This window comes from Actinomadura chibensis NBRC 106107 (assembly GCF_001552135.1).
Lineage (GTDB): Bacteria > Actinomycetota > Actinomycetes > Streptosporangiales > Streptosporangiaceae > Spirillospora > Spirillospora chibensis.
The window spans coordinates 54,623-78,815 of record NZ_BCQP01000062.1 but is presented as its reverse complement, the minus strand read 5'-3'; the positions used below and the strand labels follow the sequence as shown (position 1 = coordinate 78,815).

Genomic DNA, 24,193 nt, shown 5'->3' with positions numbered 1-24,193 from the left:
TTGCCCCGCCTGGGCCGGGTGCCCCGCCTGGGCCGGGTGCCCCGCCTGGGCCGGGTGCCCCGCCTGGGCCGGGTGCCCCGCCTGGGCCGGGCACCCCGTCCGGGCCGGGCACCCCGTCCGGGCCGGATGCCCCGTCCGAGCCGGGCACCCCGCCTGGGCCGGACGCTCCGCCCGGGCCGGACGCTCCGCCCGGGCCGGACGCTCCGTCCGGGCCGGATGCCCCGTGCGGGCCGGGCGCCCCGTCCGAATTCGAGTTGCTCGCTGGGTCGGTCGCGCTTTCAGGGGTGGAGGTTGGGGTTAAGGCTTGTAGGCGGGTCGGGTTGAAGGCCGGGGGGCGGTTCGCTGCGGCTCGGTGGTCGGCGTGGTCGTCCATGAACCACGCGAGGACGTACCACTCGGTGAGGAGCTCCAGTTCGTCCGGGGGCGCGTCCGGGAAGGCGTAGGCGGCGAGCTTGGCGAAGTCGATGGCCTTGTAGTCCGCCTCGTCCCAGACGGACTCGTCGGAGCCGAGGATGCCGATGGCGACGGCCCACCGTTCCGCGGCGGCGCGGGCCCGGGCGCGGTGCGGGTTGAGGCGCGCGGGGTACGGCATGGGGAGCGGCGGGAGGGCGATGGACGTCATGGCCGCCACACTACGAGCGACATATGCACAGAGTCAGCATTCAACTACCAGCAGTCACCATCTCGGGATGTTCTGCTGACCGGAATGGACCTGTGGACCAGCCCCCGAACCCCTAGTAAGGACGGACCTGGACGGTGCCCTCCTCCGTCACCCGCGTCTCGAAGGCGGGCTGGCGGGCGGTGGCGGGTCCGTGCACGACGGCCCCGTCCTGGACGCGGAACGTGCTCCCGTGCCACGGGCAGATGACGCACACGTCGGCGTTGTCGTCGGTGACGACGCGCCCCTGGTGGAGCGGTCCGGCGAGGTGGCTGCAGCGGTCGGCGAGGACGTGGATGTCGTCGCCGGTCCGCAGCACGAACAGGCCGATGTAGCCGAGGCGGCGGTGCACGGGCCAGCCGTCCGGGAGTTCGTCGGCCGCGCAGAGGTCGTGCCAGCCGAGCGTGACGAGGTGTCCGACCTGGTCGGCGTGGCTCGCGCCCGCGGCCTGCCGGAACGCGAGGTGCCCGCCGAGGTAGCCGCCGACGAGGAGGGCGGAGAGCCCGGCGTAGCCGAACGCGCGCCCGGCGGCGTCCCGGCCCTGGCAGCGGGCCACCAGCGACACCGAGTACAGCGTGCTCGCCGTCGCCATCCCGGCGGCGTGGACGAGCCCGACGCGCTGCTGCTCGCGGTGCAGCGACGCCCAGTCGGCGATGCCGGTCAGCACGGTCGGGACGGCGCCCGCCAGCCCGGCCGCGACGAGGGTCCCCGCCGCGCGCCGCCCGCCTGGCATGAGGTCGAGGACGGCGGCGGACATCCAGAAGCCCATCGGCATGTCGGTCAGCGGCGGATGCGCGGGATGCCCGGCCGGGACGCCGTGCAGCGCGTCCTTGACCGGCCCGGGGCGCAGCACGCGCCGCACGGCCACGGAGAGCCCGCGGATGACGCCGTCGAGGCCCTGGGCATGCTCCAGCCGGTCGGTGACGTCGGCGAGCCGCGCCGGCCCCTCCGGCCGGGACATTCGCCGGAAGATGTTCGTCCTGCGGTTCATGCCCCTCCTCCGCGGCTTGTGCTTGAGACCTCGCATTCGTCCGAGCCCCCCTGTCGGACACTAGTCGTCCGCGTTCACCTGCGGCCAGTCATACGTACCTGTAGCCGGGAGGGGCTAAACCACGGGGCCGACGTGTGCTAGGCGCGTGAGCTGCGAGGGGTCCGCTCACCGGCGGCGACGGCGGTGACGGCGGTGACGGCGGTGACGGTGACGGGGACGCCGTTCAGGACGGCGTTGCCCGACAGCGGGTCGATCTCCCGCTCGTCCGTGACGGCGTTGACGTTGACGCCCGCGTGCCGCCGCGCGACCCCGGTCCGCGTCCCGGGACGGTCGTGCCCCCACCCGTGCGGGAGGCTGACGACGCCGGGCATGAGGGCGTCGGTGGGCTCGGCGACGGCGTCGACGGCGCCCGTCCGGGACGAGACGCGCACCGCGTCCCCGGCGGCGACGCCGAGCCGGGCCGCGTCGGCGGGGTTGAGCTGGAGCGTGCACGTGTTGGAGCCGCCGACCAGCTCGGGGACGTTGTGCAGCCAGCTGTTGTTGGAGCGCAGGTGGCGGCGTCCGATCAGGACCAGCCCGGCGGGGACGGGGTCGCGGAGGGCGCGGTGCAGGCGGTCGACGTCGGCGGCGAACGTGGACGGGCACAGCTCGACCCGTCCGGACGTGGTGCACAGCACCTCGTCCAGGCGCGGTTTGAGGGCGCCGAGGTCGAGGCCGTGCGGGTGCTCGGTGCGCAGCCGGGTGAGGGTGAGCCCGTCCGGGTCGGCGCCGAAGCCGTCGCCGTACGGGCCGAGCCGCAGCATCAGGTCGAGCCGCCGCTCGGCGGGCGGCGCCCCGCCGTCGAGCAGTGCGCGCAGCTCGCCGGGCTCGCGGCCGTGCACCGGGGAACCGGCGAGCGCGGTGGCCCGCGCCAGCGCCGCCGTGATGATCATGTCGTCGAGCGCGGCGGGGTCGGAGTCCGCGCCGGAGGCGAGCACGGCGAGCCGGGCGAGGATCGCGGCCTCGTCCGGGCGGCCGTCCGGGAGCGGGACGGCGGGCGGCGAGTAGCGCGCGTGGTCGCGGACGGCGAGCCCGGTCAGCGCGACGTCGTAGTGCGGCGTCTGCGCGGGGCGCGGCGGCGGCAGGATCACGTGCGCGTGCCGGGTCGTCTCGTTCAGGTACGGGTCGACGCTGACCATGAATTCGAGGCCGCCGAGCGCCCGGTCGAGCCGGACCGAGTTCGGCGCCGACAGCGCCGGGTTCCCGGCGATCGTGATCAGCGCCCTGACCTGGCCCTCGCCGGGCGTCTCCAGCTCGTCGGCGAGGGTCGCGACCGGCAGTTCGCCGTTGACCTCGGGGAGCCCGCGGACGCGGCTGCGCCACCGCCCCGTGGTGAACGGCCGCTTGCGCCGGTAGACGGGCGCGTGCGCGGGCCGCGGGAACATCGCCCCGCCGGGCCGGTCGAGGTTCCCCGTCAGGACGTTGAGGACGTCCACCAGCCAGCTGTTCAGCGTCCCGTACGGCTGCGTGCAGGTGCCGATCCGCCCGTACACGGCGGCGCGGGGCGCGGCGGCCAGCTCGCGGGCCGTCCGCCGGATCGTCTCCGCCGGGACGCCCGTCATGGGCGCGACGCGCTCCGGGGCGAAGTCGACGGCGAGGGCGCGCAGGTCGTCCAGGCCGTTGACGCGTCCGGCGAGGTGCTCGGCGGAGGCGACGAGGTCCTCGGCGAACAGGGTGCGGACCAGGGCCATCAGGAAGAAGGCGTCGGTCCCCGGACGGATGAACAGGTGCTCGTCGGCGAGCGCGGCCGTCCGCGTCCGGCGCGGGTCGACGACGACGACCTTCCCGCCGCGCGCCTGGATCGCCTTGAGCCGGCCGGGGAAGTCGGGCGCGGACGCGAGGCTGCCGTTGGACTCCAGCGGGTTCGCGCCGAGCATCAGCAGGTGGCCGGTGCGGTCGAGGTCGGGCACGGGGATCGCGAGCGGGTCGCCGAACATGTGCCCGCACGCGACGTGCTTCGGCATCTGGTCGGCGGTGCTCGCGGTGAACAGGTTGCGGGTGCCGAGCGCCTTCACGATCGCGCCCACGTACAGGGGCGCGGCGAGCGAGTGCGCGGCCGGGTTGCCGACGTAGACGGCGACCGCGTCCGCGCCGTGCCGCGCGACGATCCCCGACAGCGCCTCCCGGACGGTCTCGAACGCCGCGTCCCACCCGGCCGTCGCCCAGTCGTCCGAGGCCGAGGAGCGGACGAGCGGCTCGGCGAGCCGGTCCGGGTCGCCGTCGAGGACGCCCAGCGTGGCGCCCTTGGGGCAGATGAACCCGCGGCTGAACGGATCGTCCCGGTCGCCGCGGACCCGCGTGACCGCGTCGGCGTCGTCGAGTGTCAGCTCAAGCCCGCACATCGCCTCGCAGAGGGGACAGGTGCGGTAGGCCGTGCGGTCGCCCATCGAGCACTCCTTGTGAACGGGACCGTCCCCATCATGGCCCGGCTCCGCGAACCGGGGAACGGCGGGTGACCCGGCGCGTCGCGAGTTCGCGGAGGACGCCGTCGTCCGCGCAGGTCAGGGGGCGTTCTCCCGCGACGTGGGGCGCCCGTGGCATGCTGGGGCGTCTGATCCAGGAGCTCCGCAGGGGGCGCGCGGAGGTGAGGGGATGGGCATGCGGGGGAAGGCGGCCGCGGCGGCGGCCATGGCCGGGGCGGTCGCGCTGGCCGCCACCGGGTGCGGCGGCGGCTCGGGCGACTCCGAGGCGAAGGGCGCGACGCCGCCGCCCGCGACGTCCGGCGGCACGCGGGCTCCGGCGAGCCGGGAGCCGGCCGCGCGGCAGTCGATCGTCCTGGCGTTCGGCGGCGACACGCACTTCGAGGGGGCGCTGCGGTCCCGGCTCGCGAACCCGGCGACCGCGCTCGGCCCGGTCGCGCGGCAGCTCCGCGCCGCCGACCTCGCCATGGTGAACCTGGAGACCGCGATCACGACCGGCGGGACGCCCGCGCCCGGCAAGCAGTTCACGTTCCGCGCCCCGGCGACCGCGTTCACGGCGCTGAAGGCCGCCGGGGTGGACGTCACGTCCATGGCGAACAACCACGGCATGGACTACATGGAGGAGGGGCTGCGCGACTCCCTCGCCGCCATCAAGCGCAGCCGGTTCCCTGTGGTCGGCATAGGCAGGAACGCGGACGAGGCATACCGCCCCTACCGCGTCACCGTGAAGGGCAACAAGCTCGCCATCATCGGCGCGACCCAGGTCCTGGACGACAACCTGATCGAGAGGTGGACGGCCACCGACGCCAAGGGCGGTCTGGCGTCGGCCAAGGACGTCCCGCGAATGGTGCAGGCGGTGAAGGAGGCGCGCAAGGGCTCGGACGTCGTCATCGTCCACCTGCACTGGGGCCAGGAGCTCAGGTCGTGCCCGCTCCCGCGCCAGCAGGAGCTCGCCAAGCAGCTCGTCGCGGCGGGCGCGGACATCGTCGTCGGCGGCCACGCCCACATCCCGCTGGGCGGCGGGTACATGAACGGCTCGTACGTCCACTACGGGATGGGCAACTTCGTGTTCTCGTCCGCGAGCGGCCAGACGGCCGAGTCGGGCGTGCTGTTCCTGCGCGTCGAGAACGGCAAGGTCGTCAAGGACAAATGGGCGCCCGCCCGGATCTCCGGCGGCCTCCCGATCCCGCTGAAGGGCACGGCGGCGGCCGCCGGGGTCAAGAGGTGGAACGGGCTGCGGGGATGCACCGGCCTCCAGGCGCGCCCGTCCTGACCGGCTGGACTCTCCCACCGTGGGAGGGCCCAGGGTGGTGCCCGTGAGCGACGATCTCCTGCCGATCGGACGGTTCGCCCGGCTGTGCCGGTTGAGCGTCAAGCAACTCCGGCACTACGACGACCTGGGCCTGCTCGCCCCGGCGTGGACGGACCCGTCGTCCGGCTACCGCTACTACCGGCCGGGCCAGGCGCGGGACGCGCTGCTCGTCGGCCTGCTGCGGGCGATGGACGTCCCGCTGCCGGTGGTCGCCCGCGTCCTGTCCGGGGACGAGGGCGGCGCGCTCCGGGAGGCGCGCGACCGGATCGAGGCCGACGTCGACCGGCGGCTGCGCGGCCTGCGCCTGCTCGACCGCGTCGTCGCCGAGGGCCTGCCGGACGTCGCGGTGTCGATCGTCCAGGAGCCCGCCCGGCGGGTGTTCACCGCCAGCGAGCCCGCGACGCCCGCGACCATCCCGGCCGCGACCGGGGCGTGCGTCGCGCGGCTGCTGCCCCGGATGACCCCGGACGGCCTGCTCGTCGGCCTGTTCCCGCTCGACATGGCGGACGAGTTCGACGTCCGCGTCGTCGTCCAGGCGGCGGACGGCGACGGCGTCCTGCCCGGCGGCCCGTTCGCCGCGGCGGTCCACGTCGGCCCGTACGAGGAGATCCCGCTCACGGTCCATGGCGTGCTCGCGTGGATCGGCGACCACGGGCACACGCCCGCCGGTCCCGTCCGCGAGGTGTACCTCGACGATCCCGCGACCACGCCGCCCGAACGCCTGGAGACCCGGGTGATGATCAGAGTGGAGGACTCTCCATGAACGGCTGGTACGAGGCGTCCGGCGAACCGGAGATCGTGGAGCACGGGCCGGTGTCCGGCCTGGCGGTGACCGGTCGCGGCGAGCCGGGAGGCGCCGCCTACGGCGCGAGCGTGGGCGCGCTGTACGCGGTGATGGGCGCGCTCGGCGCGCCGATGGTCCCGCTGGAGGGGCGCTGGTGGGTCGAGGACGAGCGTCCGCCGTTGGACGTCCCGCGCGAGGAGTGGCGGTGGCACCTGTTCCTTCGCCTCCCGGACGATGTCGGCTCCGTCGACCAGGCGCGGGAGGACGTCCGGGCGAAGGTTCCGGCGGCGGCGCGCGTCCAGCACGTCCGGTACGGGGGCGGACGGTGCGTGCAGGTGCTGCATCGCGGCGCGTACGCGGACGAGCCCGCGTCCCTGGCGAAGATGTACGCGCTGATGGAGGCCGAGGGGGTCGCTCCCAACGGACTCCACCACGAGATCTACCTGTCCGATACGCGGGAGACCGACCCTGGGAAGATGCGCACGATCCTGCGGCAGCCCGTCCGGTAGCCCTGTTGGACGGCCCGTCGCAGAGGCGTAGTTTCACGGGAAACCGTAGGCGGCCGAGGTGGGCGGGATCATGCGGGACCAGCGGGTGAGGTCGGGCGAGGTCGAACTGGCCGTACGGGTGCGGGGCGAGGGGCCCACGGTCGTCCTCCTGCACGGGTACCCGGACACGGGCGCCATGTGGGACGAGGTCGCCGAGCACCTCGCCGGGCGCTTCCGCGTCGTCGTGTACGACGTGCGTGGCGCGGGGGCGTCGAGCAGCCCGTCCGACCCGCTCGACTACCGGCTGGACGCGCTGATGGGCGACCTGCTCGCCGTCCTGGACGGCGTCGGCGCCGCCGGGCCCGTCCACCTGGTCGGGCACGACTGGGGGTCGGTGCAGGGCTGGGAGGCGGTCATCGGCGACCGGCTGCGCGGCCGGATCGCGTCGTTCACCTCCATCTCCGGGCCGGACCGGCGGCACCTGGCGGCGTGGGCGGCGCGGAACGTCCGGTCCGGGCCGCGCGGGGTCGCGGAGGTGCTCGGCCAGGCGCGCCGCAGCGTGTACATGCCGGTGTTCATGGCGCCGAAGGTCGGGGAGGGCGCGGCGCGGCTGCTCGCCGCCGGGTTCCCGCGCCTGATGGGGCCGCGCGAGGGCGCCGCGCCCCGCGCCGGGCACCCGGCCGCGACGCTCCCGGCGGACGCCCGGAACGGGCTCGGGCTGTACCGCGCGAACATGCGGCGCGGCGCCGGGCCGCCGTCGGGGGACGGGCGGACGGACGTGCCCGTCCAGCTCATCGTCCCGGTCAAGGACCGGTACGGCTCGCCGTCCCTCCTGCTGTCGCCGCGCGGGCGCGTCCCCCGGCTGTACGTGCGGCGCGCGCCCGCCGGGCATTGGGTGGCGCGCAGCCATCCGGACCTCGTCGCCCGCTGGGTCACCGAATTCGTAGAGCATGTGGAGGGCGGGCCAGAGACCCCCGCGCTCGCCCACGCGCGCGCGGCGGGCGAGCCGGGCAAGGAGTTCGGCGGCGACCTCGTCGTCGTCACCGGCGCGGGCAGCGGCATCGGACGCGCCACCGCGCACGCCTTCGCCGCCGCAGGCGCACGCGTGGTCGTGGCGGACATCGACGAGGAGTCCGCTAAGCGAACCGTGGACGAGATAGCCGCCGCCGGCGGCGAAGCCCACGCGTTCACGGTCGACGTCGCCGACGCGGACGCGATGGAACGCTTCGCTGGGGACGTGCGTGAGTCGTTCGGCGTCCCGGACGTGGTCGTCAACAACGCGGGTATCGCCATGGCCGGATCCCTGCTCGACACCGGCGAGGAGGACTGGGCGCGCGTCCGCGGCGTCAACCTGGACGGCGTGTACCGGGGCTGCCGCCTGTTCGGACGCCAGATGGTGGAGCGCGGCGAGGGCGGCCACATCGTGAACGTGTCGTCGATGATGGCGTTCCTGCCGAAGGCGGAGATGTCCGCGTACGCCGCCACCAAGGCCGCGGTGCTGCAGATGAGCGAGTGCCTGCGGCTCGACGTCGGCCGATACGGCATCGGCGTCTCCGCCGTCTGCCCCGGGACGATCGACACCCCGATCGCCGGGCGGACCCGTTTCGTCAGCCTCCCGCCCGGCGCGGAGAGCGTCCTGCGCGACCGGGCGGGGCGCGCCCTGGAGCGCTGGGGGTACCCGCCGGAAAGGGTGGCGGACGCCGTGCTGCGGGCCGTCCGGCGGGACCGTCCGGTCGTCCCCGTCACGGTCGAGGCCCGTCTCGCCCGCGCCCTGTCCCGCCTCTCGCCCGCGGCGAACCGGGCCCGGGCCCGCGCGGCCCGCCGGGCGACCGACCGCCTCCGCCCCAGAACCCCGCCCCAGCGCGGCTGACGGGCTTGCTCAGGGGGAGGCGGGCGTGGTGCTTCTGAGGGTCTGGGACGGGGTTTCGCCGAAGCGCTGCCGGTAGTGGGCGGCGAACCGGCTCATGTGGACGTAGCCCGCCGCCTCGGCGACCTCGGTGACCGTTCGGGGGCCGGGGCTCGCCGCGAGCAGCGCGGTGCGCGCGTGGTCGAGCCGGATCCCGCGCAGGAGCTGCGTCGGCGTCATGCCCCACTCGTCGTGGCAGATCGCCTGGAGCTGCCGGACGCCGATCCCCGCCGCCGAGGCGATGTCGGCGACGCCGATCGGGCTCCGGTGGTGCGCCTCCACCCAGTCGCGGATGACGCCCGCGAGGCGGTGCGGCGGGCGCGCCGGCGGCGGCTCGGCGAGGCTGTCGGCCGCCGTGTGCGGGAGCCCGAGCAGGATGGCGGTGAGCAGCGACTCCTCCAGGTTCCGCTCCGCGAGCGGGTGCAGGCCGCCGTGCGCGGTCGCGTGGTCGAGCACGTCGCAGACGTGCCGCCACGTCCGGTCGACGATCGAGGGCGGCAGCACGGCCTTCCCGCCGTCGTTGCCGAAGCGGGGCGGCGGGCCCTGCTCGCGGCCGAGCTGGCGGGCGAGGTGGTCGGCGAGCCGCCCGGTGGTCGTCGACACGACGAGGCAGCCGCGCCTCGGCGGCGGCACCAGCCGCATCGGCTCGTCGTGGGACAGGACGTGCCCGCCGCCGGTCGTGGCCCGGTTCCGGCTGGAGCGGTACTCGACGTCCATGGGCGCCATCGGCGCGCACATGGCGAAGTGCCCCTCGGTGGGGGGCGTGTCCACGATGACGCCGCCGCCCCCGTACCGGACCCAGACGAGGTTGACCGAGCCGAGGGTGACGGCGTTGACGACCCCGTCCAGCGGCGCGCCGGGCCTGCGGGCCTGGAGGTCGTGCCCGACGGCGAACGGCTCGACCGCGTCGTGCAGGACGTCGAGTTCCGTGCTGGCGACCCGCCGATACGTGGACAGGGGTTGGGAAGCGGTGGGAGGAGTCATGGTGATGTGGGACGGTACCGGGCTCTCGCGGATGAACAAACCTTCTTAGATTGGAATGGTGCCAAGGGCGACCCGGTCGAAAGGGCCCGGCCCGTTCGGGCGCCGGACGTCCGTGGTCGCGTAGACGACGACCATCGCGGGCCGCCGCCGCCGTTCTCTGGCCCAGAGCGCCATCTCGTGCACGATCTCCGCGAGGTGGGCGCCGCAGGAATCGCGGCCCAGCGTCCGGGTTCCGGGCGCCGGGACCGTCTCCAATCGCACGTGAAAGCGGGAAGAACGCCCGCAGTTCGGCATCGAGCAGGCCGGGCTGCCGTCGAGTAAGGGATATGCGGGGTCGCTGCGCATCGTCTGCACTTCCGGCGTCGCGAAGAGTGGGGGGCCGCCTTCGGGGCGTTGATTCGCTGACCCTGGGAAGGCGGGATTCGAAACTGATTCGCCTCCCGGGGGCGGAGCCGCTGAAGCTCCAATCATGCATCAGCCGACCCCGCGCATCAACGCGAAACAGATAGTGGATCTCGCCCGCCAGCTAGGAGCTTCGACCCCTTTTTCTGATTTAGCCGAAACGCAGGAATGGGGCGGTTCGCAACCGGCCGGACGGTCCCGCGGGGGGTGCCGGGACGGGCCCGGCGGCGCGGGAGGCCCGGCCCGGTGGGCGAAGCGGCGGGGCGCGGAGATCGCGCTCACCTGCGCGGCGGCGCCGGTGGAGGCGGCGGGGCCCGGGCGCTCCGGCCGTCCGGAAGCACGGGCGCCGTGCCCCGGGGCCAGGGACGCGGTGACCGGATCCGGCCTCGCCGCCCCGCCCGCCCCTCGCGCCACCGGACGGAGCGCACGCCTCGGGAAGGCGGGCCGTAGAGTGGCGGGCATGGTCATCCGGGACGACCTCCTCCGCCTTATCGGGGCGGGCGCCGCACGATGAGGGTCCGCGTTCTCACCTTCAACACGCTGTTCCGCGGGCGCGCCCGCACGCGAATCGGGGCGCTCGCCGAAATCGTCGAGCGCGCCGACTACGACGTCGTCTGCCTGCAGGAGGTCATTTCCCCGCTCGTCCTCGCCCGGTTGCGCGGCGGGACGCCGTCCTATCCGCATCGGGCGCGCGGCCACGCGTTTCCGCTCGTCCGCGGAGGGTTGGTCACTCTTTCGCGCCGGCCGATCACGCGGAGCCATTTCCTGACCTACACCTCGGTCCTTCCCGCGCGTCCCGAATGGCTGCTGCGCAAAGGAGCGCTGTTCACCCGCGTCCGCCTTCCGGACGGGTATCTGACCGTTGTGAACACGCACCTTTCGGCGAATCTGGACGTTGACTGGTCGCCGTCCAACGCCTACGCGAAGGTCGAGGAATCCGAGCTGCGGGAACTGGCGTCCGCGATCAACCGCATTCCCCGGGCGGAGCCGCTCGTGGTCGTGGGCGACTTCAACGTCCCCCGCGAATCGCCGTTCCTGCGCGCGTTCACCGACGCCACCGGCCTGGCGAACGCCCTGGCGGGCGACGCGGAGCCGACGTTCCGTCCCGAGATCGCGGAGTTCGAGCCCATCGACCAGATCCTCGTCCGGCCGGGGATCGAGGCGACGGCCCGGCTGGTCTTCAAGGACGACGTCCCGCTCCCCGGCGGCGGCGCCGTCCAGCTCTCCGACCATTTCGGAATCGACGCGACCCTGACGGTCGGCGCCGCCTAACGGGCGGGTTTGCGCGCCTCGATCAGGACGCGCGACGAATGGGCGACGAACGGGCCGTCCCGCCGGATCCGCTCGTGCAGTTCGCGCAGCCGCTCCCGATGCGCCTCGACGGTGAACCCGGGCACGATCCAGACGACCTTGCGCAGGAAGTAGACGACCGCGCCGATGTCGGAGAACTCCATCCGCAGCCGCTCCGAGCGCAGGTCGACGATCTCCAGCCCGGCGGCGCGGGCGTCGGCGCTCTCCACGTCCGGGTGCCGTTTCCGGCGCGCCGCCGGCTGCGGGCCGAGGAAGTACTCGGTCAGCTCGAACACGCTGGCCGGGCCGACGTGCTGGGCGAAGTACGTCCCGCCGGGGGCCAGCACGCGGGCGATCTCCGCCCACCGGACGACGGCCGGATGGCGGCTCACCACCAGGTCGAACGCCGCGTCGCCGAACGGCAGCGCCGGTCCGCCCGGGTCGGCGACCACCACCGCGCCGCGCGGGTGCAGCAGCCGGGTCGCCCGCGCGACGTTCGCGGGCCAGGACTCCGTCGCCGCCATCGTCGGCGGGAACGTCTCCGCCCCGGCCAGCACCTCGCCGCCGCCGGTCTCCACGTCCAGCGCGGCCCGGGCGGCGGCGAGACGTTCGCTCATCAACCGCTGGTACCCCCACGACGGGCGCTGCTCGGTCGCGCGGCCGTCCAGCCAGGAGAAGTCCCAGCCCGCCACCGGGGCCGACTCGGCCTCGGCCACCAGGTCCTCGAAGGTCGTCCCGTCCATGCGTCCATGATCCACGGCGTCCGGTCACATCACCCCGCCCCCCTCCGTCATGGAGGCGCGGGCCGGCGCACGCGGCGCCGGCCGCCGAACCGACGGGAGCGAACGATGGAATCTCGGACGAGGGACGACGCCTACGTCCTGCCCAGCGTGAACAAGGGGATCGGCGGCCTCATCCAGGCCGTCGGCGAGGGCGGGCTCCCCCGGGAGGTGCAGGAGTTCGCGGCGCTGCGGGCGAGCCAGATCAACGGGTGCAGCGCCTGCGTCCACGGCCACATACGCAACCTGACCAAGGCCGGTGTCGCCGCGGAGCGGATCGGGGCGGTCGCGGCCTGGCGCGAGGCGCCCTTCTTCTCGGCCGCCGAGCGCGCCGCGCTGGAGTTGGCCGAGCGCGTCACGCGGCTGTCCGACCGTTCCGCCGACTCCGTCCCGGACGGGCTGTGGGACGAGGTCAACCGGCACTTCGACGAGAAGCAGGTGTCGGCGCTCGTCCTCCTGATCGCGCTGACGAACCTCTTCAACCGGCTGAACACCACGTACAAGGTGCCCGCCGGGACGACCTGGGACTGACGCGGGATCAGGACGTCCGGAACTCCGTGATGGTCACGGGCCGCTTGGGCGTGCCGTCGCCGGGGCCGTTCTCGTCGCCCGCCCCGGCCTTGGCGATCCCGTTCACCACCGCTAGGCCGGACGTGACTTCACCGAAGGGCGTGTAGTCCGGGGGGAGGGTCGCGTCCGCGTACAGGATGAAGAACTGGCTGCCGTTGGTGCCGGGGCCCGCGTTGGCCATGGCGACCACTCCCCGGGCGTAGCGCGCTCCCGTGGTGTTCTCGTTGGCGAACTTGTATCCGGGACCTCCGGATCCACGGCCGGACGGGTCACCGCACTGGAGCACTTTCAGGCTCGCACTGGTCGTGAGCCTGTGGCAGGGCGTGTTGTCGTAGTACTTCTTGCCCGCCAGAAAGGCGAGCGAGTTCACGGTGCAGGGCGCCTTGGCCGCGTCCAGCCGCAGTCGCAACGTGCCCCGGTTGGTCTTGAGGGTGGCCCGTGTCGGCAGGGTCGCGGGTACTTGCGATGGGGGCGTGCCCACGTCCTTGACGCCTCCGGCGCTTTCCCGTGTGTAGACGCAGTTGAGCCCGGTCTGGCCCGCCAGTGCGGTCCGGGTGCCCGGGCTCGCCTGGGTGGCCGTTATCGCGGGTTTCTCCCGGTTCTTCCAGAGGGCGACGCCTGCGATCCCGCCGGCGACGGCCAGCACGCCCGCCCACGCTCCGACGGCGATCAGCAGCGCACGCCGCCCCCGTCCCGGTTTCGGGGGACCCGCCGGATTCGTCGGGTACTGGTACACCGGCGCCGGGTTGATCGGGAACGCGGGCGGAGGCGGCGGAGGCGGCGCGGACGGCTGGAGCGCGGCGGCCGACGTGCCCTCCACGAGCAGGTTCCGCTCCGTCCCGGCTGCGGCGGCGTCCAGCCGGTCGCCGAGCAGCCCGCGCAGGACCTGGACCGCGGTCGGACGGCTCGCCGGGTCCTTCGCCAGGCAGGCCGCGACCAGCCCGCGCAGGTCGCCCGCGAGCGCGCCGAGGTCGGGCTCGCCGGTCAGCACCCGCTGCATGATCGCCGGGACGGTGTCGGCGCCGAACGGCGGGACGCCGTTCGCGGCGAACGCCATCGTGCAGCCCCACGCGAACATGTCCAGCGGCGCGCCGCCCGCCGACCCGGCGAACTGCTCGGGCGCCATGTACGCGGGCGTCCCGACCGCGCCGGTCATGGTCGCCGACGTCGCGTCCAGCGGCCGCGCGATCCCGAAGTCGATCACCCTCGGGCCGTCCGCGCCGAGCAGCACGTTGGCCGGTTTGAGGTCGCGGTGGACGACGCCCGCCGCGTGGATCGCGGCCAGCGCCGTCGCGGTGCCGATGGCGAGCCTGACCAGCTCCTCCCCGGCCGCCACGCCGCGCTCCGCGACCAGCTCCCGCAGCGACGGCCCCTCGATGTACTCGCTGACGATGTACGGGCCGCCGTCGCCGTCCGCCGCCGCGGCGAGGACCCGCGCGGTGCAGAACGGCGCGACCCGGCGGACCGCCGCGAGCTCCCGCTCGAACAGGGTGCGGGCGCGCTCGTCCCGGCCGACGTCGGCGTGCAGGAGCTTCGCCGCCACCCGCTGCCCGTCGGCCGACTCGCCGAGGAACACCGTGCCCTGCGCGCCCTCCCCGATCCGGGCCGTCAGCCGGAACCCGCCGAGCTCGCGCGGGTCGTTCGGGCGCAGCGGGCGCGGTTCGGGCATCCGGGACCTCCACGGCGGCGGCGAGAGAGGAGCAGGGAGAGGAGAGCAGCCTATCCGGGCGGGGTCGCGGGGAGTGGTGGGGCGATTGCGCCGGTCGCCATTCCGCCGATTCGCGGCTGGCCTTCTCCGGTCGGGCCTTCTCCGGTGGACGCACCGGCGAGGATGATGTCCGCATGAGTCGGTGGCGTCTCGCGGTCGGCGCCGCGGCATTGCTCGTTCTCTGCGTCCCTCTGTTCGCCCTTTGGCGGATCCGCGGACTGGAGCAGGCCGGATGGCTCGCCGCCATTCTGGCGCTCGCGCCGCTCGCGATCGCGGTCGTCCGCTGGATCGGCGGGCAGGGCGAGGCGCCCGCCTCTGCGGAAGGCGTCGCCGCGGCGGCGGCCGACCTTGTGGCCGTGGTCCGCGGGGATTGGCGGGCGGAGGCCGCGAGCCGCGAGCTCCTCGGCCCCGAGCCGGTCCTGTCGGTGCGCTGGTCGGCGGCGCCCGCCGATCTCGCGGACCATCGCGAAGTGGTGTTCGGACGCCGGTCCAGGCGTTTCCGGATGGACGGCGACGCCCTTCGCGTGGTGGAGGCGCTGGAACGCGTCCCGACGCGGCGGCTGGTGATTCTCGGCGCGCCCGGCGCCGGGAAGACGGCGCTCGCGGTCCTGCTCACCCTCGGGCTGCTGGAAAAGCACGAAGAGGGCGATCCGGTGCCGGTCATCTTCTCGCTCGCCTCGTGGGACCCGGCGGAAGAATTGAAGACCTGGCTCGTCCGGCGGCTGGAAGAGGACTACGGGTTTCTGCAGCGCGCGTCCAGATACGGGAAGGACGTCGCGCGCCGCCTTCTGGAGGAGGGCCGGATCACGCCGATCCTGGACGGGCTCGACGAGATCGAGTCGTCGTCGAGCCCGCTCGCGATGACGGCGCTGAACCGGTCGTCGGTCCTGGACGGCGGCGTCGTGCTCACCTGCCGGATGGAGGAGTTCCGCGCGGTGGTGGAATCCGGCGACGTCCTCACCGGGGCGGCGGTCGTGGAACTGGAGCCGCTGCGCCCGCGCGAGGTCGTGGAATTCCTGCGGAAGAAGGTCCCGCACGGTGCTCACGCGCAGCGCTGGGAACCGCTTCTCGCCGCCCTCGAAAGCGGTGCGGACCGGCCTTTGGCGCAGGCGCTCTCGGTGCCCTTGATGGTGAGCCTCGCCCGGACGGTCTACGACTCGCCGTCGTCCGATCCCGCCGATCTGACCGACCGGCGGCGGTTCCCGGACAAGGAGGCCGTCGAAGAACATCTGCTGGAGAAATTCGTGACCGCCGCGTTCGGCGGAACAGCGAGCGACGCGGCGCGGGCGGAGCGCGCCCGGGGCCGGCTGGCCTTCCTCGCCCGCCACATGGACGACCTCGGCTCCCGCGATCTGCGCTGGTGGGCCATCGCCCGCCGGGCCCCGCGCCGGCGCGCGGCCCTCCTCGCGGGCACGGTCGGCGGTGCCCTTCTTGAGGCGCTCAGCGGTGCGGGCGAATCGTCGCTCACCGATTTCGTGGACGCGATGGCGCGGTCCCCGTTGCTCGGCGACCGCGCGGTACTGGCGACCGTGTGCGGATACCTGTTCTCCATTGTGCTGGTCGGCTTCCTGGTGCGGATCGCGTTCAATCCGCACGAGCCCGCGAGGCTGAACTTCCGGTTCAAGGTCACCAAACCGAGGCTCGGGAATCTGGGCTGGAGCGACCTCCGCCTGTTCGCCGGGGTCACCTTCGGGCTCTCCATTCCCTTCTTCGCCCTGGCGGTGGCGGGTGACATCGCCAAGTCCGGGTTCTCCGCGAACCTTTCCGGGTCCTATCTGCTGGGCACGGCCTTCGGGTCGGTCGTCGCGAGCGCGCTGATAGTTTCGGGTTTCGCGCTGGTGCTGGGAACGGTTGGCTGGGTGGCCGGATGGATGTTCAAGCTGGAGCCGCACAGTTCGGCGTCCAGTCCCCTCTCCTCCCTCAAGGACGACCGGGCGCTCGCCTTCTTCCTCTCCGGTTTCACGGCGCTTCTGACGTTCCTCGTCGCCTTGGCGGGCCTCGGGTCCGAGACCAGCGCGGCGGGTGCGGCATGGAGACTGGTCTCCGCATTGGGCTCGGGCGTCGCTTTCGGCCTCGCGATGTCGGCCTTCGCGTGCGCGTGGCCGTCCTACACGCTGAGCCGCCTTTGGTACGCGCTGCGCGGGCGCCTTCCGTGGCGGCTCATGGGATTTCTCGAAGAGGCGCACGCGCGGGGCGTCCTCCGCAGGATCGGCTCGATCTACCAGTTCCGGCACGCGCGGTTGCAGGGGCGTCTCGTCCAGGACGCCGCGAACCCGGGAGGGCCTTAGGAGGCGGCGATCAGGTCGCGGTACCAGCCGTATGACTTCTTCGGCGTGCGCTTCTGCGTCTCGTAGTCGACGTGGACGAGCCCGAACCGCGGATGGTATCCCTCCGACCATTCGAAATTGTCGAGGAGCGACCACGTGTAATACCCGCGGATGTCGATTCCCTCGCGGACGGCCGTGCGCATCGCGTTGATGTGGGCGTCCAGGAAGGCGATGCGGGACGAGTCGTCCACCGCGCCGTCCGGGCCGATCTCGTCCGGGAAAGAGCAGCCGTTCTCCGTGATGTAGAGCGGCGGCAGGTCGTACCGGGAATCGAGGGTGCGCAGCAATGACAGGAACGCGTCGGGGACGATCGGCCACCCCATCCCGGTCACCGGGTATTCGGCGATGTCCACGATGTCGAAGGGGAGCGGGCCCTCCGCCGGGTTCTTCAGCCGCGTCGGCTGGTAGTAGTTCACGCCGAGGAAGTCGATGGGCGAGGCGATGACGGCCAGGTCCTCCGGGCGGACGAACGGCGCGTCGCCCATGATGTCCGGATACCGCCCGAGCAGCACGGGATCGGTGAACAGCCGGTTCATGAACGCGTCGAAGGCGTCCGCCGCCGGGCGGTCGGCGGGCGAGGCGGCCCACGCCGGGGAGTAGTGGTTGGCGAGGCCGATCTCGCGGGCGCCCCGGCCGCGCAGCGCGGTGACGGCGAGGCCGTGGCCGAGGAGCTGGTGGTGCGCGGCCGGGAGCGCGTCGAGCATGAGCGTCCGGCCGGGCGCGTAGACGCCGAACGCGTAGCCGTAGGCCATGACGACCACGGGCTCGTTCAGAGTTATCCACATGTCGACGCGGTCCGCGAGGCGCTCGGCGGCGAGGTAGGAGAATTCGGCGAACCGGTAGGCGGTGTCGCGCTCCATCCAGCCGCCTGCGTCTTCGAGCGGCTGCGGGAGGTCCCAGTGGTAGAGGGTGGCGGCGGGCGCGATCCCGGCCGCGAGCAGGCCGTCCACCAGGCGGTCGTAGAAGTCGAGGCCCTTCGGGTTCACCGGGCCGCTGCCGCGCGGCTGGACGCGCGGCCACGCGATCGAGAACCGGTAGGAGTCCACGCCGAGGCCCGCCATGAGCGCGACGTCCTCCGGCCAGCGGTGGTAGTGGTCGCAGGCGACGTCGCCGGTGTGGCCGTCGCGGGTCCGTCCCGGCGTCCTGGCGAAGGTGTCCCAGGTGGACGGTCCCCGCCCGTCCTCGTCGGCCGCGCCCTCGATCTGGTAGGCGGCCGTCGCGACGCCCCAGCGGAACCCCTCCGGCAGACCCATCGCCGCCCCCTCCCCGGAACCTGCGGAAATGCGAATTACTTTCGGATATTAGGTGTTCGGGTGGTGCGCACGGAAGACTCCCGTGGCCTCGGGGTGGCGGCGGTGACGCCGTCCATGCCCGGCGGCGTCGCGTTCGGGTGACAATGGTCCGGTGACCGAGATCCGGACCCCGCTCCGCCGCCGTCCCGCCCAGCGCCGCAGCGCCGAACGCGTCCAGCGGATGCTCGACGCCTGCGCCGACATCCTCGACGAGGACGGCTACGACGGCCTCACCACCACGCGCATCGCCCAGCGCGCCGACGTGGCCATCGGCTCGGTGTACCAGTTCTTCCCCGACAAGCGCGCCGTCGCGCAGGCCCTCGCGCTGCGCAACCTGGAGGAGTTCGGCGAGCGGATCTCGGCCCGGCTGGCCGACGGCGACTTCGACGACTGGTCCGACACGGTCGGCGCGATCATCGAGATCTTCGTCGCGATGCACCGCACGGTGCCCGGCTTCCGCGTGCTGCGGTTCGGCGACGTCGCCGACGTCCACCTGCTCGACTCCGACGCCGACAACAACGCGGTCGTGGCCGGACGGCTCCGCCGGATGATCGTCGAGACGTTCGACGTCCAGGACACCCCGGGCCTCGCCACCGCGCTCGCCATCGCGGTGGAGGCGGGCGACGCCGTGCTCAAGATGGCCTTCCGCCGCGACCCGGACGGCGATCCGGTGATCGTCTCCGAGGCGGAACGGCTGATCCACGGCTACCTCGCCGCGCATATCGAGGAGTCCTGACCCACCGCCCTTTTTCTGTGGCAGACTCCGCGAAACGCTACAGAACGGGTGAGTTCGCTGGACGACGCACGGCTCCAGGCGCAGGACAGGCTGCTGATCCGCCAGCGGTTGCGCCTGATGGTGAACCAGTACGAGGTGCACGCCGAGACCCCCGGCGGCGGCGAGGGCGAACTGATCGCGTTCGCCCAGCAGAAGCGCCTCGCCTTCAAGGAGCAGGTGACCCTGTACGCGGACGACGCCAAGACCCGTCCGATCCTCGGGTTCAAGGCGCGCAAGCGCATCGACCTCGCGTCCGCCTACGACGTCACCGACGCGGAGGGGCGGCCGATCGGCGTCTTCCGCAAGGACTTCAAGAAGTCACTGATCGCCTCCACCTGGCACCTGGAGCAGCCCGGCCTCGGCGTGACGACCGGCAGCGAGCGCAACAAGGCCGTCGCGATGCTGCGCCGCGTCTGGCAGTTCATCCCCTACGTCGACTCCCTCCCGTTCGCCTGGCCGTACCACTTCGACTTCTACGCGGGCGACCAGGTCGTCTTCTCCGTCGACAAGAGGTTCGGCTTCCGCGACCGGTACGTCGTCGAGATCAAGGACCCCCGCCTGGACCGGCGCCTCGTCATCGCGCAGGCCGTCGCCCTGGACGCCCTCCAGTCCCGCTGACCCTGGAGGGTCCCTGGGGCCCGGGGGATTCGGGGCGCTTCCATGCGCTTGCGGGTATGGGCCTGGCCTCGTGCGGGTTTACATGTTACGAAGGTATGTAAAGCCGTTGGGCGGTGCACGTCCGCGTCGCGTTCGTGCGGCGGCACGCCCGGAGGAGGGTCATCCGTTGAGTTCCTTCGACCTCTACTCCACGCCTGTCCCGACGGACACGTGGAACGTCCCCGTGGCGGGCGACACCCGCTTCACCTGGGAGTACGACGACGGACGCGACCGGCTGCTGAGCCTGTACCAGAAGGGCAAGGACAAGCAGTGGGACGCGCAGAAGCGCATCGACTGGAGCCTTGAGGTCGATCCGGTCAACGTCGCGGGCCTGCCGGAGAACTTCAACCCCCTCTTCGGCTCCGACATCTGGGCGAAGATGTCGCAGCGGGAGCGCGACGAGTTCGGACGCCACCAGGGCTCGTGGCTGTTCAGCCAGTTCCTGCACGGCGAGCAGGGCGCGCTGAACGTGTCGGCGCGCATCGTCCAGTCCGTCCCGGACCTGGACTCCAAGTTCTACGCCGCCACGCAGACGATGGACGAGGCGCGGCACGTCGAGCTCTACACGAAGTTCGTGCACGAGAAGATCGGCATGTACTACCCCATCAACCAGGACCTCGCGAAGCTCCTCGCCGAGTCGCTTGAGGACAGCCGCTGGGACCTGCCCTACCTCGGCATGCAGGTGCTGATCGAGGGCCTCGCCCTCGCCGCGTTCGGCCTGTACCGCGACATGTCGACGAACCCGCTGGTCAAGCAGTTGCTCGCGTACGTCATGCAGGACGAGGCGCGGCACGTCGCGTTCGGACGGCTGGCGCTCAAGGACTACTACGCCGAACTGACCGACAAGGAGCGCGCCGAGCGCGAGGAGTTCGTCGTCGAGGGCTGCTACCTGATGCGCGACCGTTTCAAGGGGCGCGAGGTCTTCGAGCAGCTCGACCTGCCGGTCGAGAAGTGCATGGAATTCGTCGACAACTCGGACATGTATTCGCTGTACCAGTCGCTGCTGTTCAGCCGGATCGTCCCGTGCGTCCGGGACGTGGGCCTCTGGGGCGAGAAGGTGCAGGCCGCGTACGCGGACATGGGCGTCCTCGACAACGCCAAGGCCGATCTCGAAGCGCTCATGAAGCAGGACGAGGAGATCGCCGAAAAGGTCGACGAGGAGCGCTACACGGCCGAACTCGCCGCGCGCAAGGACGAGGTCGACCAGGCCATCGCCCTCGGGACGGCCGAATAGCCGGTCCCGCCCGGCCCGGCGGAGCGGGCCGACGTCCGAAACCGGGGCGCCCTTCCGGGGTGCCCCGTTTCGTGTCCCGGGGCAATCAACGCCATTTCTCGTTTGTCGTGCATGGGGCGCGTGAGACGTCTTGAAGTAGATCTATCTGCCGTTTGCCAATCGCTTCTTCAATCGACGGTGCGGGCCTTCGGTCTGTACTAGCGTCCCCGGTCGACGGTGCGCCGGAAATGCGAGCCGCGCAGGCGCGCACCGCACGTGCAGCACCAATCCGAACCCCGGGGGAAAACGAATGAAGCGACCCGCCAGAAGCCTGCTCAGCGTCTCCGTCCTCGCACCCGCCGTCGCGGTCGCCGCGGTCGCCGCCGCCCCGGTCGGCGCCGTCGCGCAGGCCGCGCCGCCCGCGCCGGCCGGACCGACCACCACGCTGCTCCACGACGCGGCGGCGGCCGCCGCGCCCGCCACCGCCCCACTCCCCGCCCAGGTCGCCGGCCCCGCCGGACGCACCGCCCGGCAGGTCACCGGCACGGTCGACCGCGCCATCCGCACCGCCTCCAACACCCCGGCCCTGGCCTCCACGCCCGGCAGGCCGGGCCTTCGCTCCACCCCCAGCAAGCCGGACCTGCGCTCCACGTCCGGTGCGCCGGGGCTGGGTTCCGTGTCCGGCAAGCCCGGGGTGGGGGCTGTGCCTGGCCTTCGGGGGCTGGGCGGGCGGCCGTGCGTGCTGAGTCCGCGTAAGGCCGTCAAGAAGCACACCGGGGCGAAGCTGCCGCGCACCTCGCTGCCGTCGGCCGCCAAGGGGCCGTTGAAGAAGCTGCCGCAGGGGCACTGCGTCGCCGCGGGCCACCGCGTGGCGACGCCGCCGAAGCCGGGCCCGGCCACCGACCCCGTCACCCGCGTCCCGGAGACCGTGCTCAAGGACGCGGGCAAGGTCGGCGGCGCGCTGAACCGCAGCCGCCTCGGCGGGCTGCCGGGCGTGACCGCCCTGCCGCACCAGCGCCGCGCCGAGGCGCCGCTCAGCCTCCCCGTGCCGAACGTCACGTCCGCGCTCGGCGGCGCGAACCCCGGCGGCCTGCTGCTCGGGTCGGCGCAGTCGCGGCCCGAGGCCCGGGTGGCGCGGCCGAAGCCCCGGCCCAAGCCGCGCAGCGGTGACGTCCTCGGCCAGGTGAACGGCCTGGTCAACGGTGTCGGCGGCGCCGCCCAGTCCGCGGCCGGCGCCCCCGACCTCGGCGGGGTGCTGAAGCGGCGCGGCCACGCCGGGCGGCCGAAGAGCGCCCCGCTGTCCCTGCCGAACGCCTCCGGGGTCAAGGTGCGCGGCCTTCCCGGAGTTCGCTGACCGAACCGACCCGATCGACCCGATCACTCGAAACGGGGCGTTCCCGGCCGCAACGGTCGCCGGGAACGCCCCGTTTCGCTTACCCGAAGGTGCTTGTTATTTGCCTGTGATCGCGCCTATACGGCCAGTAAAGTTGATCTACTAAAATGGTCACTGTGCGGAGTGGATCAGCTTCGGAGGGCAAAAGGTGAGGTGACAAACCCCACAAACCAGGGCCCTGCGGCTTGATTCACGCGGGACGCATCGTACGGTCAAGGACTTGTGCGGCGTCGTCAGTGACCGAAGTGAAGATGCCTAACAGAAGATGCCTTCCGCCGCACCTGCCGGACGCCTGAACCGCGATGAAGCGGATGCGCCTTGATGATCGGCGCGGAGGCGGGTCGACGAACCCGCGGGCGGCGGGGGATTCGGGGACGGGAAAGGTCGCCTGAACACGCCGCGAACACGCCGGGCGTCCGGGGTCCTGTCCCCTAACAAAGGACTCCTCTGTGGGTAGCCCTGTCCGACGTCTTCTTCGCGCGCGCCTGCGCACCGTACTGATCGTCTCCGGCGCCGCCGCCGCCGTCCTCGCGGTGAGCGCGTTCGCCCTGGTCAAGACCGACCGTCCGGCCAACTCGGCCGCCGCCGCCCAGGCCGCGCCGCCGACATCGCTGGGAGACCTGCCGCGGGACGAGCCGTCCCGGGCGAGCCGGGGCGGGACGCGTTCTCCGGAACCGTCGCCGTCGCCGCCGGCTCCGAAGAAGAAGACGAAGTCCGCCAAGACCGAACCCGACAGCACGGCCGCCGAATTGGCCGCACCCAAGAAGAAGCAGCAGTACAAGGTCGTCCAGTCAGGCTCGTGCCAGGCGTCCTATTACTGGGAGGGGCAGATGACCGCCAGCGGCGAGTCATTCGACCCCAGCGAGCTGACCGCCGCGCACAAGACGCTGCCGATGGGCACCAAAGTGCGCGTGACCAACAAGAACAACGGGCGGTCGGTCATCGTCCGTATCAACGATCGCGGGCCGTACGCGGGCGGGCGCTGCCTCGACCTGTCCAAGGCCGCGATGCAGAAGGTCGGCGGCACCGGATCGGGTGTGATTCCCGTCCGGTACCAGGTCCTGTCGCGCGACTGACGAATATCTCACCTCCCCGTCCGGCGGGCGTTCGAGCATGCCCGCCGGGCGGGCGGGGTCAGTGCGGGTGCGCGGCGCCGCTGATCGCGGCCGTGGGATCCGATCCGACCGCCGGGATCCCGTCGGTCGACGTCTCGGCCGGGTCGCCGCTGGACCAGGCGCCGTGCCCGTCCTGCACCGGACGCGCCACCGCGCCTGCCTCCGCGCCCGTACCCGCCTCCGCGCCCGGCTCGGGCAGCGCTAGGCGGTCGCGGAACCAGTCGGTGAGGACGCCGTCCACCCGCACCGCCTCGGTGATCGGCGGGCGGGCCTCCGTGCCGGGCTCGGCCGCCAGCGCGTGCCCCATGCGGAACGTGGCGGCCTCGACCGGCCCGGTGTCGTGGCGGCGCAGCACGTCGCGCAGGGACGTGATCTCCCGCGCGGGGACGACCCTGTCCTTGGCGCCGCCGATGAGGAGGGTCGCGACGTCCCGGCCGGCGAGGTCGGCGGCGACGGTGCCGAGGTCGAGGCGGTCGGCGAGGGCGGCGGCCTGCTCCGTCCAGGACCGGTCGCGGCCGGACCGCTTCTCCACCGCCCGCGCGGCCCGCGCGGGCGCGACGACGGGCGCCACGAGCGCGAGCGAGGCCACCGGGACCGCGCCGCGGGCCGCGGCCAGCAGCGCGGCGGCGCCGCCCGCGCTGAAGCCCGCCAGCGCGACGGGGCCGTCCGGGATCCCGAGGTGGCGGCGGATCTCCGCGAGGGCCTCCGGCAGGCGCTCCGCGGCGCCCTCGACCGCCGCGCAGTACGCCTCGATGGCCGCGGTCTCCAGGATCGCGCCGGAGCCGAGCCCGCCGGGCGCGTGCTCGGCGGCGTGTCCGGGCAGGTCGAGATAGACGCGCCACACCGGCACGCCGGTCATCGGCATCGCCGCCGCCAGCGCGCTCGCCGTGCGGGGCGGGTCGAATCCGGGCCAGGCCACCAGCAGCCGGACCGGGCCGGACGGGGCGGCGTCGACGGCGGTCGGCGGCAGCGCGACGTAGGCGCCGCCCGCGGCGGTGCCGTGGACGGGACGGTGCGTATGATCGTCGCCGCTCATTCGGTACTTCAGCTCCTGCGATGCTCGACGGGCGATGCCGGTCGTGCCGGGAGA

The 24,193-nt window shown here is 73.1% G+C and carries 20 protein-coding genes and 1 pseudogene; 12 read left to right on the top strand and 9 right to left on the bottom strand.

Translation table 11 applies throughout. The features are described 5' to 3' along the window. The 3 genes and pseudogenes from ACH01S_RS44005 to ACH01S_RS33180 all read right to left on the bottom strand — a co-directional run. Nucleotides 1-622 (bottom strand): annotated as a pseudogene (locus ACH01S_RS44005) (hypothetical protein); the annotation flags it as partial. A 112-nt stretch (nt 623-734) separates the two neighbouring features. Further along, nucleotides 735-1,649, bottom strand: coding sequence for a Rieske (2Fe-2S) protein (locus tag ACH01S_RS33185; protein ID WP_067901036.1), 915 nt, complete (start codon nt 1,647-1,649; stop codon nt 735-737). Between the two features lie 137 nt (nt 1,650-1,786). Next, on the bottom strand, nt 1,787-4,075 hold the full coding sequence (locus ACH01S_RS33180) for a molybdopterin dinucleotide binding domain-containing protein (protein ID WP_067901033.1): 2,289 nt from the start codon (nt 4,073-4,075) through the stop codon (nt 1,787-1,789). Between the two features lie 211 nt (nt 4,076-4,286). Here ACH01S_RS33180 and ACH01S_RS33175 point away from each other — a divergent pair, with 211 nt between their 5' ends. From ACH01S_RS33175 to ACH01S_RS33160, 4 genes are all read left to right on the top strand, one after another. Continuing rightward, nucleotides 4,287-5,381 carry a CapA family protein gene (locus ACH01S_RS33175; protein WP_067901056.1) on the top strand — a complete coding sequence of 365 codons (1,095 nt, stop codon included), beginning with the start codon at nt 4,287-4,289 and terminating at the stop codon, nt 5,379-5,381. A 43-nt stretch (nt 5,382-5,424) separates the two neighbouring features. Next, on the top strand, nt 5,425-6,183 hold the full coding sequence (locus ACH01S_RS33170) for a MerR family transcriptional regulator (protein ID WP_067901053.1): 759 nt from the start codon (nt 5,425-5,427) through the stop codon (nt 6,181-6,183). Further along, complete coding sequence (locus tag ACH01S_RS33165; protein WP_067901030.1) at nt 6,180-6,713, top strand: GyrI-like domain-containing protein; 534 nt, start codon at nt 6,180-6,182, stop codon at nt 6,711-6,713. The genes ACH01S_RS33170 and ACH01S_RS33165 overlap by 4 nt, the downstream gene beginning before the upstream one ends. A gap of 70 nt (nt 6,714-6,783) precedes the next feature. Continuing rightward, nucleotides 6,784-8,562, top strand: a complete 1,779-nt coding sequence (locus ACH01S_RS33160; protein WP_067901027.1) for an SDR family oxidoreductase — start codon at nt 6,784-6,786, stop codon at nt 8,560-8,562. Nucleotides 8,563-8,571: 9 nt separating this feature from the next. Here ACH01S_RS33160 and ACH01S_RS42845 read toward each other — a convergent pair whose 3' ends face one another. Both ACH01S_RS42845 and ACH01S_RS33150 read right to left on the bottom strand, forming a co-directional pair. Then, nucleotides 8,572-9,582: an AraC family transcriptional regulator gene (locus tag ACH01S_RS42845; RefSeq protein ID WP_148344153.1), complete on the bottom strand. Its 1,011-nt coding sequence runs from the start codon at nt 9,580-9,582 to the stop codon at nt 8,572-8,574. Between the two features lie 45 nt (nt 9,583-9,627). Continuing rightward, complete coding sequence (locus tag ACH01S_RS33150; RefSeq protein ID WP_148344152.1) at nt 9,628-9,843, bottom strand: hypothetical protein; 216 nt, start codon at nt 9,841-9,843, stop codon at nt 9,628-9,630. 651 nt (nt 9,844-10,494) lie between these two features. Here ACH01S_RS33150 and ACH01S_RS33145 point away from each other — a divergent pair. Next, complete coding sequence (locus tag ACH01S_RS33145) at nt 10,495-11,256, top strand: endonuclease/exonuclease/phosphatase family protein (RefSeq protein ID WP_067901021.1); 762 nt, start codon at nt 10,495-10,497, stop codon at nt 11,254-11,256. Here the strand turns inward: ACH01S_RS33145 and ACH01S_RS33140 are convergent. Continuing rightward, nucleotides 11,253-12,017, bottom strand: coding sequence for a methyltransferase domain-containing protein (locus tag ACH01S_RS33140; RefSeq protein WP_067901018.1), 765 nt, complete (start codon nt 12,015-12,017; stop codon nt 11,253-11,255). The two genes, ACH01S_RS33145 and ACH01S_RS33140, sit on opposite strands and share 4 nt — an antisense overlap. A 105-nt stretch (nt 12,018-12,122) precedes the next feature. On the opposite strand from ACH01S_RS33140, the gene ACH01S_RS33135 reads away from it, so the two are divergent. Continuing rightward, entirely contained in the window at nt 12,123-12,584 is a 462-nt protein-coding gene (locus ACH01S_RS33135; protein WP_067901017.1) for a carboxymuconolactone decarboxylase family protein, read from the top strand. A 7-nt stretch (nt 12,585-12,591) separates the two neighbouring features. Here the strand turns inward: ACH01S_RS33135 and ACH01S_RS44000 are convergent, their stop codons facing one another. Beyond that, nucleotides 12,592-14,292, bottom strand: a complete 1,701-nt coding sequence (locus ACH01S_RS44000; RefSeq protein ID WP_067901014.1) for a protein kinase domain-containing protein — start codon at nt 14,290-14,292, stop codon at nt 12,592-12,594. A gap of 173 nt (nt 14,293-14,465) precedes the next feature. Here ACH01S_RS44000 and ACH01S_RS33125 point away from each other — a divergent pair, with 173 nt between their 5' ends. Then, complete coding sequence (locus ACH01S_RS33125; protein WP_067901010.1) at nt 14,466-16,619, top strand: NACHT domain-containing protein; 2,154 nt, start codon at nt 14,466-14,468, stop codon at nt 16,617-16,619. Here the strand turns inward: ACH01S_RS33125 and ACH01S_RS33120 are convergent. Continuing rightward, nucleotides 16,616-17,911 (bottom strand): GH1 family beta-glucosidase, encoded by a 1,296-nt coding sequence (locus ACH01S_RS33120; RefSeq protein WP_067901007.1) that lies wholly within the window; start codon nt 17,909-17,911, stop codon nt 16,616-16,618. The two genes, ACH01S_RS33125 and ACH01S_RS33120, sit on opposite strands and share 4 nt — an antisense overlap. 151 nt (nt 17,912-18,062) lie before the next feature. On the opposite strand from ACH01S_RS33120, the gene ACH01S_RS33115 reads away from it, so the two are divergent. From ACH01S_RS33115 to ACH01S_RS33095, 5 genes are all read left to right on the top strand, one after another. Then, nucleotides 18,063-18,686, top strand: a complete 624-nt coding sequence (locus ACH01S_RS33115) for a TetR/AcrR family transcriptional regulator (RefSeq protein ID WP_067901004.1) — start codon at nt 18,063-18,065, stop codon at nt 18,684-18,686. 48 nt (nt 18,687-18,734) lie between these two features. After that, entirely contained in the window at nt 18,735-19,343 is a 609-nt protein-coding gene (locus ACH01S_RS33110; protein ID WP_246236486.1) for an LURP-one-related family protein, read from the top strand. A 166-nt stretch (nt 19,344-19,509) separates the two neighbouring features. Further along, nucleotides 19,510-20,616 carry a ferritin-like domain-containing protein gene (locus tag ACH01S_RS33105; RefSeq protein WP_067901000.1) on the top strand — a complete coding sequence of 369 codons (1,107 nt, stop codon included), beginning with the start codon at nt 19,510-19,512 and terminating at the stop codon, nt 20,614-20,616. Between the two features lie 289 nt (nt 20,617-20,905). Further along, nucleotides 20,906-21,949 carry a hypothetical protein gene (locus ACH01S_RS33100; protein WP_067900997.1) on the top strand — a complete coding sequence of 348 codons (1,044 nt, stop codon included), beginning with the start codon at nt 20,906-20,908 and terminating at the stop codon, nt 21,947-21,949. Nucleotides 21,950-22,437: 488 nt separating this feature from the next. Further along, nucleotides 22,438-23,064 (top strand): septal ring lytic transglycosylase RlpA family protein, encoded by a 627-nt coding sequence (locus ACH01S_RS33095; RefSeq protein WP_083981418.1) that lies wholly within the window; start codon nt 22,438-22,440, stop codon nt 23,062-23,064. 58 nt (nt 23,065-23,122) lie between these two features. Here ACH01S_RS33095 and ACH01S_RS33090 read toward each other — a convergent pair whose 3' ends face one another. Further along, nucleotides 23,123-24,139, bottom strand: a complete 1,017-nt coding sequence (locus tag ACH01S_RS33090; RefSeq protein WP_174564932.1) for an alpha/beta hydrolase fold domain-containing protein — start codon at nt 24,137-24,139, stop codon at nt 23,123-23,125. Nucleotides 24,140-24,193: the final 54 nt, after the last annotated feature.

Coding starts and splice junctions, on each gene's coding strand:
- ACH01S_RS33100 (WP_067900997.1), top strand. CDS start 20,906: ATGAAGCGACCCGCCAGAAGCCTGCTCAGCGTCTCCGTCCTCGCACCC.
- ACH01S_RS33175 (WP_067901056.1), top strand. CDS start 4,287: ATGCGGGGGAAGGCGGCCGCGGCGGCGGCCATGGCCGGGGCGGTCGCG.
- ACH01S_RS33135 (WP_067901017.1), top strand. CDS start 12,123: ATGGAATCTCGGACGAGGGACGACGCCTACGTCCTGCCCAGCGTGAAC.
- ACH01S_RS33145 (WP_067901021.1), top strand. CDS start 10,495: ATGAGGGTCCGCGTTCTCACCTTCAACACGCTGTTCCGCGGGCGCGCC.
- ACH01S_RS42845 (WP_148344153.1), bottom strand. CDS start 9,582: ATGACTCCTCCCACCGCTTCCCAACCCCTGTCCACGTATCGGCGGGTC.
- ACH01S_RS33180 (WP_067901033.1), bottom strand. CDS start 4,075: ATGGGCGACCGCACGGCCTACCGCACCTGTCCCCTCTGCGAGGCGATG.
- ACH01S_RS44000 (WP_067901014.1), bottom strand. CDS start 14,292: ATGCCCGAACCGCGCCCGCTGCGCCCGAACGACCCGCGCGAGCTCGGC.
- ACH01S_RS33165 (WP_067901030.1), top strand. CDS start 6,180: ATGAACGGCTGGTACGAGGCGTCCGGCGAACCGGAGATCGTGGAGCAC.
- ACH01S_RS33160 (WP_067901027.1), top strand. CDS start 6,784: ATGCGGGACCAGCGGGTGAGGTCGGGCGAGGTCGAACTGGCCGTACGG.
- ACH01S_RS33125 (WP_067901010.1), top strand. CDS start 14,466: ATGAGTCGGTGGCGTCTCGCGGTCGGCGCCGCGGCATTGCTCGTTCTC.
- ACH01S_RS33090 (WP_174564932.1), bottom strand. CDS start 24,139: ATGAGCGGCGACGATCATACGCACCGTCCCGTCCACGGCACCGCCGCG.
- ACH01S_RS33140 (WP_067901018.1), bottom strand. CDS start 12,017: ATGGACGGGACGACCTTCGAGGACCTGGTGGCCGAGGCCGAGTCGGCC.
- ACH01S_RS33185 (WP_067901036.1), bottom strand. CDS start 1,649: ATGAACCGCAGGACGAACATCTTCCGGCGAATGTCCCGGCCGGAGGGG.
- ACH01S_RS33120 (WP_067901007.1), bottom strand. CDS start 17,911: ATGGGTCTGCCGGAGGGGTTCCGCTGGGGCGTCGCGACGGCCGCCTAC.